At 60.3% G+C, this 15,929-nt stretch carries 16 protein-coding genes; 11 read left to right on the top strand and 5 right to left on the bottom strand.

Features of this window, described 5'->3' with window-relative positions:
* The first annotated feature begins 6 nt into the window (after nucleotides 1-6).
* The 9 genes from murD to lpxC all read left to right on the top strand — a co-directional run bounded on the left by murD (nucleotide 7) and on the right by lpxC (nucleotide 10,415).
* On the top strand, nucleotides 7-1,350 hold the full coding sequence (gene murD / locus UF78_RS17300; protein ID WP_045163463.1) for a UDP-N-acetylmuramoyl-L-alanine--D-glutamate ligase: 1,344 nt from the start codon (nucleotides 7-9) through the stop codon (nucleotides 1,348-1,350).
* Nucleotides 1,350-2,582 (top strand): putative lipid II flippase FtsW, encoded by a 1,233-nt coding sequence (gene ftsW, locus UF78_RS17295; RefSeq protein ID WP_045163462.1) that lies wholly within the window; start codon nucleotides 1,350-1,352, stop codon nucleotides 2,580-2,582. The genes murD and ftsW overlap by 1 nt, the downstream gene beginning before the upstream one ends.
* On the top strand, nucleotides 2,572-3,642 hold the full coding sequence (gene murG / locus UF78_RS17290) for an undecaprenyldiphospho-muramoylpentapeptide beta-N-acetylglucosaminyltransferase (RefSeq protein ID WP_045163461.1): 1,071 nt from the start codon (nucleotides 2,572-2,574) through the stop codon (nucleotides 3,640-3,642). Before ftsW ends, murG begins: the two co-directional genes overlap by 11 nt.
* Nucleotides 3,635-5,095, top strand: coding sequence for a UDP-N-acetylmuramate--L-alanine ligase (murC, locus tag UF78_RS17285; RefSeq protein WP_045163460.1), 1,461 nt, complete (start codon nucleotides 3,635-3,637; stop codon nucleotides 5,093-5,095). The genes murG and murC overlap by 8 nt, the downstream gene beginning before the upstream one ends.
* Nucleotides 5,092-6,036, top strand: coding sequence for a D-alanine--D-alanine ligase (locus UF78_RS17280; RefSeq protein WP_045163459.1), 945 nt, complete (start codon nucleotides 5,092-5,094; stop codon nucleotides 6,034-6,036). Before murC ends, UF78_RS17280 begins: the two co-directional genes overlap by 4 nt.
* Before the next feature lie 3 nt (nucleotides 6,037-6,039).
* The gene (locus tag UF78_RS17275) at nucleotides 6,040-6,897 is read left to right on the top strand and encodes a cell division protein FtsQ/DivIB (protein ID WP_045163458.1); all 858 of its coding nucleotides are present in this window, start codon (nucleotides 6,040-6,042) and stop codon (nucleotides 6,895-6,897) included.
* A gap of 12 nt (nucleotides 6,898-6,909) precedes the next feature.
* Nucleotides 6,910-8,157 (top strand): cell division protein FtsA, encoded by a 1,248-nt coding sequence (ftsA, locus tag UF78_RS17270; protein ID WP_045163457.1) that lies wholly within the window; start codon nucleotides 6,910-6,912, stop codon nucleotides 8,155-8,157.
* A gap of 47 nt (nucleotides 8,158-8,204) precedes the next feature.
* The gene (gene ftsZ / locus UF78_RS17265; RefSeq protein WP_045163456.1) at nucleotides 8,205-9,392 is read left to right on the top strand and encodes a cell division protein FtsZ; all 1,188 of its coding nucleotides are present in this window, start codon (nucleotides 8,205-8,207) and stop codon (nucleotides 9,390-9,392) included.
* Between the two features lie 111 nt (nucleotides 9,393-9,503).
* Nucleotides 9,504-10,415, top strand: coding sequence for a UDP-3-O-acyl-N-acetylglucosamine deacetylase (lpxC, locus tag UF78_RS17260; RefSeq protein ID WP_045163455.1), 912 nt, complete (start codon nucleotides 9,504-9,506; stop codon nucleotides 10,413-10,415).
* A gap of 87 nt (nucleotides 10,416-10,502) precedes the next feature.
* On the opposite strand, the gene UF78_RS17255 is transcribed toward lpxC, so the two are convergent.
* The 3 genes from UF78_RS17255 to UF78_RS17250 all read right to left on the bottom strand — a co-directional run bounded on the left by UF78_RS17255 (nucleotide 10,503) and on the right by UF78_RS17250 (nucleotide 11,693).
* Nucleotides 10,503-11,036, bottom strand: a complete 534-nt coding sequence (locus tag UF78_RS17255; RefSeq protein ID WP_045163454.1) for a ferritin-like domain-containing protein — start codon at nucleotides 11,034-11,036, stop codon at nucleotides 10,503-10,505.
* A 113-nt stretch (nucleotides 11,037-11,149) separates the two neighbouring features.
* A complete protein-coding gene (locus UF78_RS23200) occupies nucleotides 11,150-11,284 on the bottom strand; it encodes a hypothetical protein (protein WP_268988830.1) in 135 nt (44 codons plus the stop codon).
* Between the two features lie 10 nt (nucleotides 11,285-11,294).
* Nucleotides 11,295-11,693, bottom strand: coding sequence for a Rho termination factor N-terminal domain-containing protein (locus tag UF78_RS17250; RefSeq protein WP_045163453.1), 399 nt, complete (start codon nucleotides 11,691-11,693; stop codon nucleotides 11,295-11,297).
* A 327-nt stretch (nucleotides 11,694-12,020) separates the two neighbouring features.
* Here UF78_RS17250 and rfbD point away from each other — a divergent pair, with 327 nt between their 5' ends.
* Together rfbD and UF78_RS17240 are read left to right on the top strand one after the other, a co-directional pair.
* On the top strand, nucleotides 12,021-12,947 hold the full coding sequence (gene rfbD, locus UF78_RS17245) for a dTDP-4-dehydrorhamnose reductase (protein WP_045163452.1): 927 nt from the start codon (nucleotides 12,021-12,023) through the stop codon (nucleotides 12,945-12,947).
* Between the two features lie 138 nt (nucleotides 12,948-13,085).
* Nucleotides 13,086-13,985 (top strand): AEC family transporter, encoded by a 900-nt coding sequence (locus tag UF78_RS17240; RefSeq protein ID WP_045163451.1) that lies wholly within the window; start codon nucleotides 13,086-13,088, stop codon nucleotides 13,983-13,985.
* A 4-nt stretch (nucleotides 13,986-13,989) separates the two neighbouring features.
* Here the strand turns inward: UF78_RS17240 and UF78_RS17235 are convergent, their stop codons facing one another.
* Nucleotides 13,990-14,745, bottom strand: coding sequence for a VC0807 family protein (locus UF78_RS17235; protein WP_045163450.1), 756 nt, complete (start codon nucleotides 14,743-14,745; stop codon nucleotides 13,990-13,992).
* Between the two features lie 88 nt (nucleotides 14,746-14,833).
* Nucleotides 14,834-15,784: a lysylphosphatidylglycerol synthase transmembrane domain-containing protein gene (locus tag UF78_RS17230; protein ID WP_045163449.1), complete on the bottom strand. Its 951-nt coding sequence runs from the start codon at nucleotides 15,782-15,784 to the stop codon at nucleotides 14,834-14,836.
* Nucleotides 15,785-15,929: the final 145 nt, after the last annotated feature.

Raw genomic sequence — 15,929 nt, 5'->3', positions numbered from 1 at the left:
TACAGAGTGCTCATCGCTTCCGATCAGTTCCGCATCGTCGTAGGTCTCGGCAAGAGCGGTATGTCCCTGGTTCGCTACCTGGCGAGCCGTGGGGTACCGTTTGCCGTTGCCGATACGCGCGCGAACCCACCGGAGCTGACCACTCTGCAGGCGCAATACCCGACCGTTGAAGTTCGTTGCGGCGAGCTCGATCCACAGTTTCTCTGCCGGGCCAGCGAACTGTTGGTCAGTCCCGGGTTGCCGATCAGCACACCGGCTCTGCAGGTCGCCGCATCGAAAGGCGTGAAGCTGGCCGGTGATATCGAGTTGTTCGCCCGCGAAGCCAAGGCGCCGATCATCGCGATCACTGGTTCGAACGCGAAAAGTACGGTGACCAGCCTTGTCGGTGAAATGGCAGCAGCTGCCGGTCGCAAGGTGGCCGTGGGGGGCAATCTGGGCACGCCGGCATTGGATCTGCTCGATGATGACGTCGAACTTTACGTGCTCGAGCTTTCTAGCTTCCAGCTGGAAACGACCGACCGCTTGAATGCTGAAGTCGCAACCTGCCTGAACGTCAGCGAAGATCACATGGATCGCTATGACGGATTGCCGGCCTATCACCAGGCCAAGCACCGAATTTTCCGCGGTGCGCGGCAGGTTGTGATCAACCGCGACGATCGCCTCAGCCGTCCTCTGATTGCTGATGATGTCCCAGCATGGTCGTTCGGCCTAGGCAAGCCCGACTTCAAGGGCTTCGGGTTGTTCGAGGAGAACGGCGAAAAATACCTCGCCTTCCAGTTCGACGCGTTAATGCCAGTTAATCAGTTGAAGATTCGCGGCGCCCACAATCAGTCCAACGCCCTGGCGGCCTTGGCTTTGGGGCACGCGGTGGGGCTGCCGTTCGAGCCGATGCTCGCTACTCTCCGTAATTTCGCCGGGCTCGCCCATCGCTGCCAGTGGGTCGGTGAACGCAAGGGCGTCAGTTATTACGACGACTCCAAGGCGACCAACGTCGGTGCTGCGCTCGCCGCCATTGATGGCTTGGGTAGCGATATCGGCGGCGAGTTGGTCCTGATCGCTGGAGGCGACGGCAAAGGCGCCGATTTTTCGGCATTACACAGCGCGGTCGCGCGTCATTGCCGGGAAGTCGTGCTGCTGGGACGCGATGCCGATCAGCTCGCAGCGGCACTTGACGGGGCTGCGCCGATTCATCGTGTCCAGACCCTTCAGCAAGCCGTGCAACTGGCATCCAAGCTGGCACAACACGGTGATGCGGTGCTGCTTTCGCCGGCCTGCGCCAGCTTTGACATGTTCGAAAACTTCGAAGATCGCGGACGCCAGTTCGCCGCTGCGGTGGGGGCGCTCAGCTGATGCTCTCGTTCCTGCGCAACGCACCATCGCCGCTGTTCGGCCGTCGAGGTGTGGATCTTGATTTTCCGATGCTCGCCGGCTGCTTGGCTCTTCTGGGCTTGGGTCTGGTCATGATCACCTCGGCATCTTCCGAAGTCGCCGCTGTAAATACCGGCAACTCGATGTATCACATGGTCCGTCATCTGGTGTATCTGCTGCTTGGTCTGGTCGCAGCCGCTGCTGTGCTGCTGGTGCCGCTGTCAGCCTGGCAACGGCTGGATTGGATGCTACTGCTGGGCGCTTTCGCGCTACTGATCCTTGTATTGATTCCGGGCATCGGCCGCGAGGTCAACGGCTCCATGCGCTGGATCGGCTTCGGCGCCTTCAACGTGCAGCCTTCCGAGCTGGCCAAGCTCTTCGTCGTGGTTTACCTCGCCGGCTACCTTGTGCGCCGACAACAGGAAGTGCGCGAGAGTATGTGGGGCTTCCTCAAGCCGTTTCTGGTGTTGCTGCCGATGGCAATGCTGCTTCTGCTCGAGCCAGATTTCGGTGCGACCGTTGTGATGATGGGCGCGGCGGTGGCGATGCTCTTTCTCGGCGGGGTCGGTTTGATCCGGTTCAGCCTGTTGGTCCTGCTGGCTGTCGGCGCGGTATTCATTCTGGTGCAGACTCAGGAATACCGCCTGCAGCGGCTGATTACCTTCACCGATCCCTGGGCCGACCAGTACGGCTCCGGCTATCAATTGACCCAGGCCCTGATCGCGTTCGGCCGTGGCGAATGGCTGGGCGTCGGGCTGGGCAACAGCGTCCAGAAGCAGTTCTATCTGCCCGAAGCCCATACCGATTTCGTCTTTTCCGTCCTGGCCGAGGAGCTGGGTATGGTTGGGGCGCTCCTGACCGTTCTGCTGTTCGCCTTTGTGGGGGTGCGCGCCTTGTACATCGGGCTGGCGGCCGAGCGAGCACGGCAGTTCTTCGCGGCTTATATCGCCTGGGGTGTGGCGTTCCTCTGGCTCGGACAGTTTCTGATCAATGTCGGTGTGAACATCGGTTTGTTGCCGACCAAGGGGCTCACCTTGCCGTTCCTCAGCTATGGCGGCAGCTCGCTGGTTGTCACCTGCGCCAGCGTGGCGTTGCTGCTGCGCATCGAGTGGGAGAGCCGCACCGTACTGGGCAGCGAAGACGCTGAGTTCAGCGAAGATGATTTTGCCGAAGTGCCTGTGCTGAAGGGCAAGGAGGCCATCCATGGGCGCTAATGTGCTGATCATGGCTGGCGGAACTGGTGGACACGTGTTCCCGGCTCTGGCCTGCGCCCACGAATTTCAAAGTCGCGGCTACAGCGTGCACTGGCTGGGAACGCCTCGCGGCATCGAAAACGAAGTGGTTCCCGCAGCAGGTTTGCCGTTGCATCTGATTCAAGTGAGTGGTCTGCGCGGCAAAGGCTTGGTTTCTCTACTCAAGGCGCCGTTCCAGCTGCTGCGTTCGCTCGGTCAGGCACGGCGCATCATGCGCGACATCAAGCCGGTCTGCGTGCTGGGGCTCGGTGGTTACGTGACCGGTCCCGGTGGCCTGGCAGCGAAGCTTGCCGGGGTGCCGCTGATCATCCATGAGCAGAACGCCGTCGCTGGAACCGCCAACCGTAGCCTGGTGCCTTTTGCGCAGCGGGTCTGCGAGGCTTTCCCGAATACCTTCAGCGAGAGCGCCAAGCGGCGTACGACCGGCAATCCGGTGCGTCACGAGCTGTTTCTCGAAACGCCCAGGCAGACGCTGCTCGGCCGTAGGCCTCGACTGTTGGTGCTGGGGGGCAGCCTGGGTGCCGAACCCTTGAACAAACTACTGCCGGAAGCGCTCGGCCAGATGCCAGAGGAGTTGCGTCCCGAAGTGTTCCATCAGGCCGGCAAGCAGCACGCCGATCTCACACGGGAGCGCTATGTCGCTGCGGGGATCGAGGCCGAAGTTGCCCCCTTCATCAAGGACATGGCACGTGCCTACGCCTGGGCCGATCTGGTGATCTGCCGCGCTGGCGCCCTGACCGTATGTGAACTGGCGGCGGCCGGATTGCCGGCTTTTCTGGTGCCGCTGCCGCATGCGATCGACGATCACCAGACCCGCAACGCCGAGTACCTGGCGAAGGAGGGCGCAGCCGTTCTTCTCCCCCAAGCAAAAACCGATGCTGCCGTGCTGGCCGCGCAGCTGACCGAGGTAATGATGCAGCCGGAAAAACTCAAAGCCATGGGAGCCACGGCACGTCGCCTGGCTCGACCGGATGCCACCCGCACTGTCGTCGATATCTGCCTGGAGGTGGCGCATGGCTAAGTCCCCAGCAGCGGTCAAGGCTGAAGTCCGGCGCATGCGCCGTATTCGCCGGATTCATTTCGTCGGGGTTGGCGGCGTCGGCATGTGCGGTATCGCCGAAGTGCTGCTCAACCTTGGATACGATGTCTCAGGTTCTGATCTGAAAGCCTCCGCGAGCACTGAGCGCCTGCAGAATTTCGGTGCGCAGATCTTTATCGGCCATCAGGCCGGCAACGTAGCCGGGGCTGATGTACTGGTGGTCTCCAGTGCGGTAAACGCGGCCAATCCCGAGGTAGCGTTCGCCCTTGAGCAGCGGGTTCCTGTGGTGCCTCGCGCCGAGATGCTCGCCGAATTGATGCGCTATCGTCACGGCATCGCTGTCGCCGGCACCCACGGCAAAACCACGACCACCAGCCTGCTGGCTTCGGTGTTCGCCGCCGGCGGGCTGGATCCGACGTTCGTCATTGGCGGTCGTCTGACCGCAGCGGGTACCAATGCCCAGCTTGGCACCAGCCGCTACCTGATTGCCGAAGCCGATGAGAGCGACGCCAGCTTCTTGCATCTACAGCCGATGGTCGCGGTCGTGACCAACATCGATGCCGACCACATGAGCACCTACGGCGGTGACTTCGGCAAGCTGAAGCGGACCTTTGTCGAATTCCTGCACAACTTGCCGTTCTACGGACTGGCTGTGCTTTGCGTGGATGATCCGGTGGTGCGCGAGATCATTCCTCAGGTGGGTCGACCCATCACCACCTACGGTACCCGTGAAGATGCTGACGTACGGGCCATCAATATCCGCCAGGAAGGGATGCGCACCTACTTCACCGTACTGCGCGATGGTTTCGATGCGCTCGATGTCTCGGTCAACATGCCAGGCAACCACAACGTGCTCAATGCCCTTGCCACCATCGCCATCGCAACCGATGAAGGCATCGACGACGAGGCCATCGTTCAAGGGTTGTCGCAGTTTGGTGGCGTCGGCCGGCGCTTCCAGGTTTATGGCGAGCTGCCGGTGGACGGCGGCAGCGTGATGCTGGTCGATGACTATGGCCATCACCCGCGTGAAGTGGCTGCCGTGATCCAGGCGGTTCGTGGCGGTTGGCCCGAGCGCCGACTGGTCATGGTCTATCAACCCCATCGCTTTAGCCGGACCCGCGATCTGTACGACGACTTCGTGCAAGTGCTGAACGACGCCAACGTGCTGCTGCTGATGGAGGTTTATCCGGCCGGCGAAGAGCCCATTCCGGGCGCCGACAGTCGTCATCTGGCGCACAGCATCCGTCAGCGCGGGCAACTCGACCCGATCTATATCGAGCGGGGTATCGAGCTCGCCCCGTTGGTCAAACCGCTGTTGCGCCCGGGCGACATCCTGCTTTGCCAGGGCGCTGGCGATATCGGCGGATTGGCCCCCCAACTCATCAAAAGCCCCCTGTTTGCTGGCGATACAAGCGCCACGAGGAAAAGCGAATGACTGCCCTGCAATCGACTCGTGATCCCCAGGCATTCGGCCGGGTTGCCGTGCTCTTCGGCGGCAAGAGCGCCGAGCGCGAGGTGTCCTTGAAATCTGGCGCCGCGGTGCTAGCTGCGTTGCAGGCTGCGGGCGTCGATGCGTTCGGCATCGATGTCGGTGAAGACCTGCTGACGCGCCTGAGCAGTGAGCACATCGACCGTGCATTCATCGTACTGCACGGGCGCGGCGGTGAGGACGGCAGCATGCAGGGCCTGCTCGAATGCGCCGGGATTCCCTATACCGGTAGCGGCATCCTCGCCTCGGCGCTGGCCATGGACAAACTGCGTACCAAGCAGGTTTGGCAGAGCCTCGGCCTGCCCACGCCGCGGCATGCCGTGCTGGCGAGCGAGGCTGATTGCCAAGCCGCAGCAGAAACGCTGGGCTTTCCATTGATCGTAAAGCCGGCGCATGAAGGCTCCAGCATCGGTATGGCGAAGGTTGGCGGCATCGCTGAGCTGATCGCTGCCTGGCGCGCAGCGAGTGCCTACGATGCTCAGGTGCTGGTCGAGCAATGGATCCAGGGGCCTGAATTTACCATCGCCACGCTGCGCGGCGCAGTACTTCCACCGATTGGTCTGGGCACCCCTCACACCTTCTACGACTACGACGCCAAGTACGTGGCCAACGATACCCAGTACCGCATTCCCTGCGGTTTGGACGTGGTCAAAGAGCAGGAACTCAAAGATCTCTCCGCGCGTGCCTGCGAAGCCGTAGGGGTCCAGGGCTGGGCCCGTGTCGATGTCATGCAGGACAGTGCCGGCGCTTTCTGGCTGCTGGAAGTGAACACCGTGCCGGGGATGACCGATCACAGCCTGGTGCCGATGGCGGCGCGTGCTGCGGGGCTGGATTTCCAGCAGCTGGTGCTGGCCATTCTTGATGCCAGCCTGACGGTAGGGAACTGAGCCATGATCACCACGCTGCGTCACTCGCAACCCACCACCGGCCGTGCGTCACGCAAGCCGGCGCAGCGGGGCGCGAGCCGCCTGGTGCAACGTGAGCCGCTTTCGGCGCGCTTGCCACGGCCCAGCCTGAGTTCCTTCAAGCGTGTCCTGTGGCCGGTATTGCTGGTGACCCTGGTCGTGGGGCTTTACGAGCTGGGTCAGCGTCTCGCGCCCTATGCTGATCGGCCGATCGCCAAGGTCAGTGTTCGGGGCGAACTGACCTATGTCGATCAGCAGGCTGTGCAGGCGCGCATGGCACCGTTCGTCGAGGCCAGTTTCTTCAAGGTTGATCTCGACGCATTGCGTCACGACCTTGAGCAGATGCCGTGGATTGCCCATGTCGAGGTGCGTCGGATTTGGCCGGATGAGGTCCTGGTGCGTCTCGACGAACAGCTACCGGTCGCTCGCTGGGGCGATGAGTCATTGTTGAACAACAATGGCCAGGCCTTTGCACCCAATGATCTGACTCAGTATGAACACTTGCCGCAATTGCATGGTCCGAAGCGGGCCCAGCAGCGGGTCATGCAGCAGTACCAGATGCTCAGCCAGATGCTGCGGCCGCTCGGTTTTTCCATCGCTCGCCTGGAGTTGCGAGCACGGGGCAGCTGGTTCGTGACGACCAAGCAGGGCGTCGAGCTGTTGCTGGGAAGAGACCAGATAATCGAAAAAATGCGGCGCTTCACTGCCATTTACCAGCAAGAGCTGGCGCAGGAGAGCGACAGAATTGCGCGGATCGACCTCCGCTACGCCAACGGCCTGGCTGTGGCATGGCGCGAGCCGAGTCCGACCACGACGGATGAACCCGTCGTTGCGAAGAATTGAGGAATGAAACACATGTCTAGCGTGCAAAGCGGCAAGATGATCGTCGGTCTCGATATCGGCACCTCCAAGGTGGTGGCGCTGGTGGGCGAAGTGACGCCGGACGGCGAGCTCGAGATCGTCGGGATCGGCACCCATCCATCGCGCGGGTTGAAGAAAGGCGTGGTGGTCAATATCGAATCGACCGTTCAGTCGATCCAGCGCGCTGTCGAGGAAGCCCAGCTGATGGCAGGCTGTCGTATCCATTCCGCGTTCGTCGGTCTGGCTGGCAATCACATACGCAGCCTCAATTCTCACGGAATCGTTGCCATCCGCGACCGCGAAGTCAGCAGCGCCGACCTCGAACGCGTGCTGGACGCCGCGCAAGCCGTGGCCATCCCGGCGGACCAACGGGTGCTACACACTCTGCCGCAGGATTATGTGATCGATAACCAGGAAGGCGTTCGCGAGCCGCTGGGCATGTCCGGCGTGCGTTTGGAAGCCAAGGTTCATGTGGTGACCTGCGCCGTCAATGCGGCACAGAACATCGAGAAATGCGTGCGTCGCTGTGGGCTCGAAGTGGATGACATCATCCTCGAGCAATTGGCCTCGGCGCATGCCGTGCTGACCGACGACGAGAAGGAGCTGGGCGTCTGCCTGGTGGATATCGGCGGCGGCACCACCGACATCTGCATCTTCACCGAAGGCGCGATCCGGCATACCGCGGTCATCCCAATTGCCGGTGACCAGGTCACCAATGACATCGCCATGGCGCTGCGTACGCCGACGCAGTACGCCGAGGAAATCAAGATCCGTTATGCCTGCGCACTGGCGAAGCTGGCCGGGCCAGGCGAAACCATCAAGGTACCGAGCGTCGGTGATCGTCCGCCTCGGGAACTCTCGCGCCAGGCACTAGCCGAAGTCGTGGAACCGCGTTACGACGAGCTCTTCACACTGATCCAGGCTGAACTGCGTCGCAGCGGCTACGAGGATCTGGTCCCGGCAGGGATCGTTCTCACCGGCGGCACAGCGAAGATGGAAGGTGCCGTCGAGCTGGCCGAGGAAATCTTTCACATGCCGGTGCGCCTGGGCGTACCGCACAGCGTCAATGGACTCACCGATGTAGTCCGCAACCCCATCTATTCAACGGGCGTGGGCCTGTTGCTGTACGGGATGCGTAAGCAGACCGATGGCGTCTCCATGTCCGGTCTCGGCCATTTCGCCGAAGAACCCAAAACATCTGTCGTGGACCGGCTCAAGAGCTGGATCCAGGGCAATTTCTGAGCAGTGCGGCTGTACCTAAAACTAGAAAGCTGGAAGGAGAGAGGGAAATGTTCGAACTCGTAGATCATACCCCGCAAAGTGCAGTGATTAAGGTCATTGGCGTAGGCGGAGGCGGCGGCAATGCCGTCAATCACATGGTGCGCAACAACGTTGAAGGCGTGGAATTCATCTGCGCCAACACCGATGCCCAGGCGCTGAAGAAAATCGAAGCACGAACCGTGCTGCAGTTGGGTTCCGCCATTACCAAGGGTTTGGGTGCAGGCACCAATCCCGACATCGGTCGTCAGGCCGCGATGGATGACCGCGAGCGCATCGCCGAGGTGCTGCAGGGCGCCGATATGGTGTTCATCACCACTGGCATGGGTGGCGGCACCGGCACCGGCGCCGCGCCGGTCATCGCTTCGGTTGCCAAGGAAATGGGCATTCTCACCGTTGCAGTCGTGACCCGTCCGTTCCCGTTCGAAGGCCGTCGTCGCATGCAGGTCGCCGACGAAGGCATCCGCCAGCTGTCGGAGTGCGTCGACTCGCTGATCACTATCCCCAACGAGAAGCTACTGACCATCCTGGGCAAGGATGCGAGCCTGCTGGCCGCCTTCGCCAAGGCGGACGACGTGCTCACCGGTGCTGTACGCGGCATCTCCGACATCATGCAGCGCCCCGGCCTGATGAACGTCGACTTTGCCGACGTGAAGACCGTTATGGGCGAGATGGGCATGGCCATGATGGGCACCGGCTGCGCAACCGGACCCAATCGCGCTCGCGAAGCGACCGAGGCGGCGATTCGCAACCCGCTGCTGGAAGACGTCAACCTGCAGGGCGCCCGCGGCATCCTCGTCAATATTACCGCCGGTCTGGATTTGTCCCTCGGTGAGTACGCTGCGGTGGGCGAGATCATCGAAGCCTTCGCGTCCGACGAGGCGACCGTCAAGGTCGGTGCCGTTATCGATCCGGATATGCTCGACGAGTTGCACGTTACCGTGGTCGCGACTGGCCTTGGTCCGCGCAACGAAAAGCCGGTCAAGGTCGTCGACAACACGTTGCAGACCGCTGCCGTAGCCCCTCAGGCCGCGCCCGCGCCGCGTCAGGATCAAGCAGCGGTGAACTACCGTGATCTGGATCGCCCGACCGTCATGCGCAATCAGGCTCATGCAGCGGCCACGGCGGCGAAAATGAACCCACAGGAGGACCTGGACTATCTCGATATTCCGGCTTTCCTGCGTCGTCAGGCTGATTGATTGAATGCATCGGCAGTATTGGGGTGATTGGTATTCAGCAAACAGGGGTTCTGCTATGATCGCCACCTTTGTTGGAAACCATTCGCAACAGCGCAATAGCGAAACCAAGCCATGATCAGACAACGCACCTTAAAGAACATCATTCGCGCCACTGGCGTCGGCCTGCATTCGGGGGAGAAGGTATACCTGACCCTGAAGCCGGCACCCGTGGACACCGGAATCGTGTTCTGTCGCACCGATCTCAACCCGCCGGTACAAATCGCCGCCCGGGCCGAGAACGTTGGCGAAACGACCATGTCGACAACGCTGGTCAGCGGCGAGGTCAAGGTCGACACGGTGGAGCATTTGCTGTCGGCGATGGCTGGACTTGGCATTGACAATGCTTATGTCGAGCTTTCAGCGTCGGAAGTGCCGATCATGGACGGTAGCGCTGGCCCCTTCGTATTCTTGATTCAATCGGCCGGCCTGCAGGAGCAGGACGCCCCCAAGAAGTTCATCCGTATCATTCGCGAAGTCTCGGTGGAGGATGGCGACAAGCGCGCTACGTTCCTGCCGTTCGAAGGTTTCAAGGTGAGTTTCGAGATCGATTTCGACCATCCGGTATTCCGTGGTCGCACCCAGACCGCCAGTGTGGACTTCTCCAGTACTTCCTTCGTCAAGGAAGTCAGCCGTGCGCGAACCTTCGGCTTCATGCGCGACATCGAATTCCTCCGCTCGCACAACCTGGCCTTGGGTGGCAGTGTCGAAAATGCGATCGTGGTCGATGAAGACCATGTGCTTAACGAAGACGGTCTGCGGTATGAGGACGAATTCGTGAAGCACAAGATTCTCGATGCAATCGGTGATCTCTACTTGTTGGGTACCAGCTTGATCGGCGAATTCCGCGGCTTTAAATCCGGACATGCATTGAACAATCGTTTGCTACGCGCCTTGATGGAACAGAAGGACGCGTGGGAAATGGTCACGTTCACTGACTCCCAGACCGCACCGATCTCCTACATGCGCCCGGCAGCTGCCGGCTGAGCAGTACTCTCTTTCCTTTTTAAGGCCACCCCAGGGTGGCCTTTTTTTTATCCAGTGTCCGCCGCGCTTGTGAACATGTCGAAGCGCTCAGTTCATGCCATCGAGCAGGCTGGCCATATCGTCGGCGTGCTCTTCTTCCTGGGCGAGGATATCTTCGAAGATCCGTCGCGTGGTTGGATCCTTGTCGCCAAGGTATTGAACGATTTCACGATAGCTGTCGATGGCGATGCGCTCGGAAACCAGATTTTCAAAGACCATGTCGCGTAGGCCGTTGCCCTCGGCATATTGGGCATGCGCGCGCTCGGATAGGCTGTCCGGGTTGAAGTCCGGTGCGCCGCCTAGCTGCACGATGCGTTCGGCGAGCCGGTCGGCATGCTCCTGCTCTTCATTGGCGTGCTCGAGAAACTCATCGGCGGCAACGCTTGATTTCAGGCCGGTGGCCATATAGTAGTGGCGTTTGTAGCGCAGGTAGCAGACCAGCTCGGTGGCCAGTGCCTCGTTGAGCAGATTGATCACGGTGTCGCGATCAGCCGAGTAGCTTTCAGTCACCGCACCATTTTCGACATGCTGGCGGGCGCGCTCGCGCAGAGTCTGTTTGTCGCTCAGTTGAACGTAGCTCATCACGGTCTCCTTAAAATATATAGGTAGTTATTGTCCAGCCACGCTGGTCGTTGCGCCTGTCGGCGTCTCGCTGGACCTAGAGCTCTATCCAATAGGAGTGGAGGTGGAGAGTTTTAGCCAGCCTCGCTTTTCTCCGGGCGCTCCGGCTTACCGGGTTCTTCGATGGGAACCGGCTCGCCAGGTTCCTTGCGCTCGGGTTCGGGAATCGGACTTGGCGTTCCGTCATCCCCTGGATCAGGATCTTGCATAGGAATTCCTTCAGCTGAGCGCCTTGATTAGCTCGTCCTTGCGCATTTTCGAACGACCGTGAACGTCACGCTCACGCGCTTTCTGCATCAGCTCGTCGCGGGTGAGGTCGGCGAGCGAAGTGCTGCCTGAGCGGTTACTGCGTGCCGAGCCTTTGTTCGGTGACTCGCCGGAACGAGCTTTAGCTGCCCGATGCGCCGAATCCTTGCGGTCGGCACGCTTGGTTGTCTCGCTTTTCTTTTGGCCAGAACCTCCCTTGCGCTCGCCACCGCCTGATTGCTTGTTGACCGTGGCCCAGGCTCGGGCTTCGGCTTCTTTCTCCGGTACCCCACGCTCCTCATAGCTCTCTTCGATATGTTCGGCTTTGCGTTGCTGTTTGTCGGTGTATTTGGACTTTTCACCTCTGGGCATGATGGCTTTCCTCGTGCCGGTAGAACGATGCGGGCCCGCAAGATCTCGCGCCGAGATGTTCTGCGCGACGACGCCTGTCCTGTTTGGTCCTCGTAGCAGGCCCTGAGTTTCACCCGTGCTAGCATTGCGCGTTTTGATCGCCACTGATGATGTCCGGCCCGCCAATAATTCTTAGTTTCACTTTGGCGGAACAAAATTCGTTTATGCTGGCCTGAACGAAGCATGGACCGCGCTATCTCGGTAGTTCTGGCGCGATTCACTGTGTTGAATCTGTTTTACAATCCATGCTTGCCGTTACCGATAAGCTTTGAATGAGGCGATAACCAGATGCGAATCCTTGTATGCGGAGCCGGTGGCCAGGTTGGTCACGAGTTGGTAGACCGTGCTCATGCGTATGGTCTCGAGGCGCTTGGCATGACTCGTGCGCAACTGGACATCACCGATGCTGATCAGATTGCGGGCGTTGTCGACCAGCTCAAGCCGGGGTTGATCATCAACGCGGCTGCCTACACCCACGTGGACAACGCCGAGACACACAGCGAGCAGGCTTACGCGGTCAACCGTGACGGTGCCGCGAGGCTTGCTGAAGCCGCCCGGCGACTCGCTATTCCCTTGCTGCATATTTCCACCGATTACGTGTTTTCCGGCGAAGCCCGTGAGCCTTATCGCGAAGAAGATCAGGTCTCACCAACAGGCGTTTACGGCGCCAGCAAGCTGGCAGGCGAAGCCGCCATCCAGGCTGTGTTGAATGAACATTTGATCCTGCGGACCAGTTGGGTATATGGCGCGCATGGCCACAACTTTGTCAAAACGATGCTGCGCCTGGCGCACCAACGCGACTCGCTCTCGGTCGTCGCTGATCAGTTTGGTTGTCCTACACAGGCCGGCGGTATTGCGGATGTACTACTGCAACTGGCCCAACGTTATTCACGGGAAGGCACGCTTGCTTGGGGGCTTTATCACTACAGCGGCCGATCACCTTGCACGTGGTTCGATTTCGCGGTGGAGATTTTTCGTCAGGCTGAGGCCAAAGGCATGCTGGCCAAGCAGCCGCAGGTGTCCTCGATCACGACGGCACAGTACCCGACGCCCGCGCGCCGACCCGCGTGGTCGGTGCTCGACTGCGGCAAGTTCGAAGCTACCTTCGGTATCGATACGCACGATTGGCGTGACGATCTGTCGGTTGTGCTCGATGTACTGGCGGCAGGAGAGACAGGTACCGCCGCTGGCACCGTGCAGCATTCTCAAGCCTGACTGGCAGAGGCCCTAAGGCCGATTGGCCTATGGCGCGATGGTCGCGCGCTATTGGGTGATCTGGATTGCGACTCGGAGTATTCTTTGCGGCCTTTTTTCGGGGCGGCATGACGTCGCGCCGGTTGCTGGAGAAGCCGCGTGGTCGTGTTCCAGGCAATTCTGCCGATCTTTGGCTTGATCATGCTCGGCTATCTGCTGGGCTGGCGACGCTGGCTCGCTGGCGAAGCGGCGACCGGGCTTGCCAATATCACCTTCAAACTTTTCATGCCGGCGGTCCTGTTCTCCGGTATCGCTCGGGCGCAGCTGAGCGACGGGATGTCGCCCATGCTGTTGCTGGGATATTTCGGGCCAGTGCTGGCCATCTTCGTACTCGTAGGGCTAGTTGCACACCGCCTGCTCGGGCGCGCATCACCGCTTGGACTGACGGCAGCCTACTCCAATAACGTGCTGGTCGGGATCCCACTGGTGACTACGCTGCTCGGGTCGGAAAGCCTGGTGTACGTGTTTGCCATTTTGGTGTTCCATAGCCTGATTTTGTTTTCACTGCAAAGCTTCTACAACGCTTTCGGCTCAGGTCAGAAAGTCAATGGCGCTGCGCTGCTGAAAAATCTTGCCAACCCGCTTATTGTGGGCCTCTCATTGGGCGCCTTGCTGAGCGTCTCGGGCCTCGAGTTGCCGCAACCGTTGTGGCGCGTGGCTGACTGGCTGGCCCAGGCGGCCTTGCCCTGTGCATTGATCGTGCTGGGCATCAGTCTGTCACGTTATCGCCTGCGCCCCAGCGGTACGGCATTGGCGCTCACCCTGGTCAAGTTAGGCCTGTTTCCGTTACTGGTGTGGTATCTGGGAGGACTGTTGCCCGGTCTGAACCACGAGGCGCGCAGCGTGCTGGTGCTGCTCGCGGCCTGCCCAAGTGGGGTCAATGTATTGGCCTTCGTGATCAATCAGGAAGATACCCGCGCGGTCAGCTCGACCGTGTTTCTCTCGACCCTGCTCGCGGCGATCAGCCTGCCATTGTGGATGCTGCTGATGTCGAGGTGAGCGGTCAGATATCTTTGTCAGGCCGATCGGCATGCGTATGGGCTGCGATGATGTCCTCGAGGCGCAGTCCGGTCAGACCATGGATGGTACGCCAGAGGTAGTAGAAGATGGCCATCATCATCGCCATACTCGGGATCGCGATCATCGGATAGCTGAGCAAGGTCATGCGTCCGAGCTCGGCATTGAACGCCTCGCTACCGGCCGGGCTGTTTACGATCCATTTGGCCAGCACGTAGTTCATGAAGGACGAAAAGAAAAAAGTGCCGCTAAGAAAGTAGGTGGCACGCAGCAGCCGTGTTTCGAAGTGAGCGGTCTGCCCGTTGCGTTCGAGCTGTTCGTGAACTTTCTCGACGTTGAGCACCTTGGGGTTGTAAAGCAGCGTGCGGATCAATGGAAAGCGAGTTCGGGTCGACGCTAACACGACGATGCCGATGACGCCGGGAATCATCGCCTCCTTGATGGCCAGCCATTGAGGGTCGAGCTGTAGCAGGCCGATGCCTCCGGTCAGCAGCACGCTGACCAGGCCCAGGAGCGCGATCCAGTTGAACTTGCGGTATTTCGCCAGCTCGAACAACCCCCAGCCGAGCGGAAAGGCCAGCGCCAGCAAGAGAGCACCGTCTGCGCCGAGACGATGTTCGCCGCTCAGTTTCATCAGAATCAATGACGGAATGACGATGCTTATAGCCAGGTCGATCAAGGGCCGAGGTTTGTGCTCGGCCGGCTGCTCGGGGCCGGGTGGGTTGGTACGGGTATCGGTCATGTGCTCGGTTTCGTTTCGGAAGAGGCCGAATGATCGCTCGGCAACGCACGCATAGCCATAGTGCAATGGTGGTGTTCGCGACAGCAGGTTATTGACCGACGGTAGCTTTGCGCCGTCGCTGCGACCATTGCGTCGTTTCGAATATCGCTACCACCATAATCGCAAGGGCAAATGGCACCAACAAGTAGAACGCCCTGAATACGATCAGCGCCGCCAGTACATCCGCGGTGGGCAGTTCCGGCAGGGCGGCGAGAAACGTCACCTCGAGCACGCCGAGCCCTCCAGGTGCGTGGGATAGCAACGCGAGCGAGAAGGAACCGAGAAACACCCCGAACACTACCAGGTAACCGGGGTTCTGCGCCTCGGGAAGGGCGAAGTAGATTATGGCAGCAGCGCAGGCGAGCTCCAGCGGTGCGGCGATCAACTGGCGACCGACGATTGGCAGGCGCGGATAAGTGATTCGCCACTTGCCTATGTGCATCGGCGCGAAGTGTCGCCAGGCGCCAATCACATAAAGGCCAACCAGGCACAACAGCGACGCGCCAATCGAGGTCGATAGCCATGGATCGGCCTCGATGAGCCTGTTCAGCAAGTCCGGCCGTAGGATCAATACAATCCCGCCCGCAATCAGAATGCCGAGGAGAAACGTCAGCGAACAGAACACGATCAGCACGCCGATTTCGTGGGGGGTAAGCCCTTTACTGCGGTACGCGCGGTAGCGCACGACCGCACCGGAAAACACCGATGCCCCTACGTTGTGCGCCAGGGCGTAGGTGGTGAACGAGCAGAGCGTGATGAACCACCATGAGATGCTCTTGCCGAGATGAGCGATGGCGATTCGGTCGTACCAGGCTAATGCACTGTAGGCGCCAAGTGTTGCAAGTCCTGCCAGCAGCCAGTTGCGATGACTGATGGCCTCAAGGCTGTCGGTGAGTTCAGCCAGCGAAAGATTACGTATCTCCTGATAGAGCAAATAGCCGGAAAGCAGTACCGCCATGATGCCGACAAGAGTCCAGGCGACATCGCTCCTCTTCATCATTGCATGGGCTCCTTGGCGACGGCATTTGCCTCGAAGCGAAGGTTCGGACAATTGGATGAAACACCCGTCGCGGAATAATTCGGCCGGTCTTTTATCGGCAGCGGACCGCGCGATTTGTTCATTCTCTTTCAATTGCGGGGCGCAA

Source organism: Stutzerimonas stutzeri (assembly GCF_000952685.1).
In the GTDB taxonomy this organism is placed as follows: Bacteria; Pseudomonadota; Gammaproteobacteria; order Pseudomonadales; family Pseudomonadaceae; genus Stutzerimonas; species Stutzerimonas stutzeri_E.
This window is presented reverse-complemented; position numbering and strand designations above follow the sequence as displayed.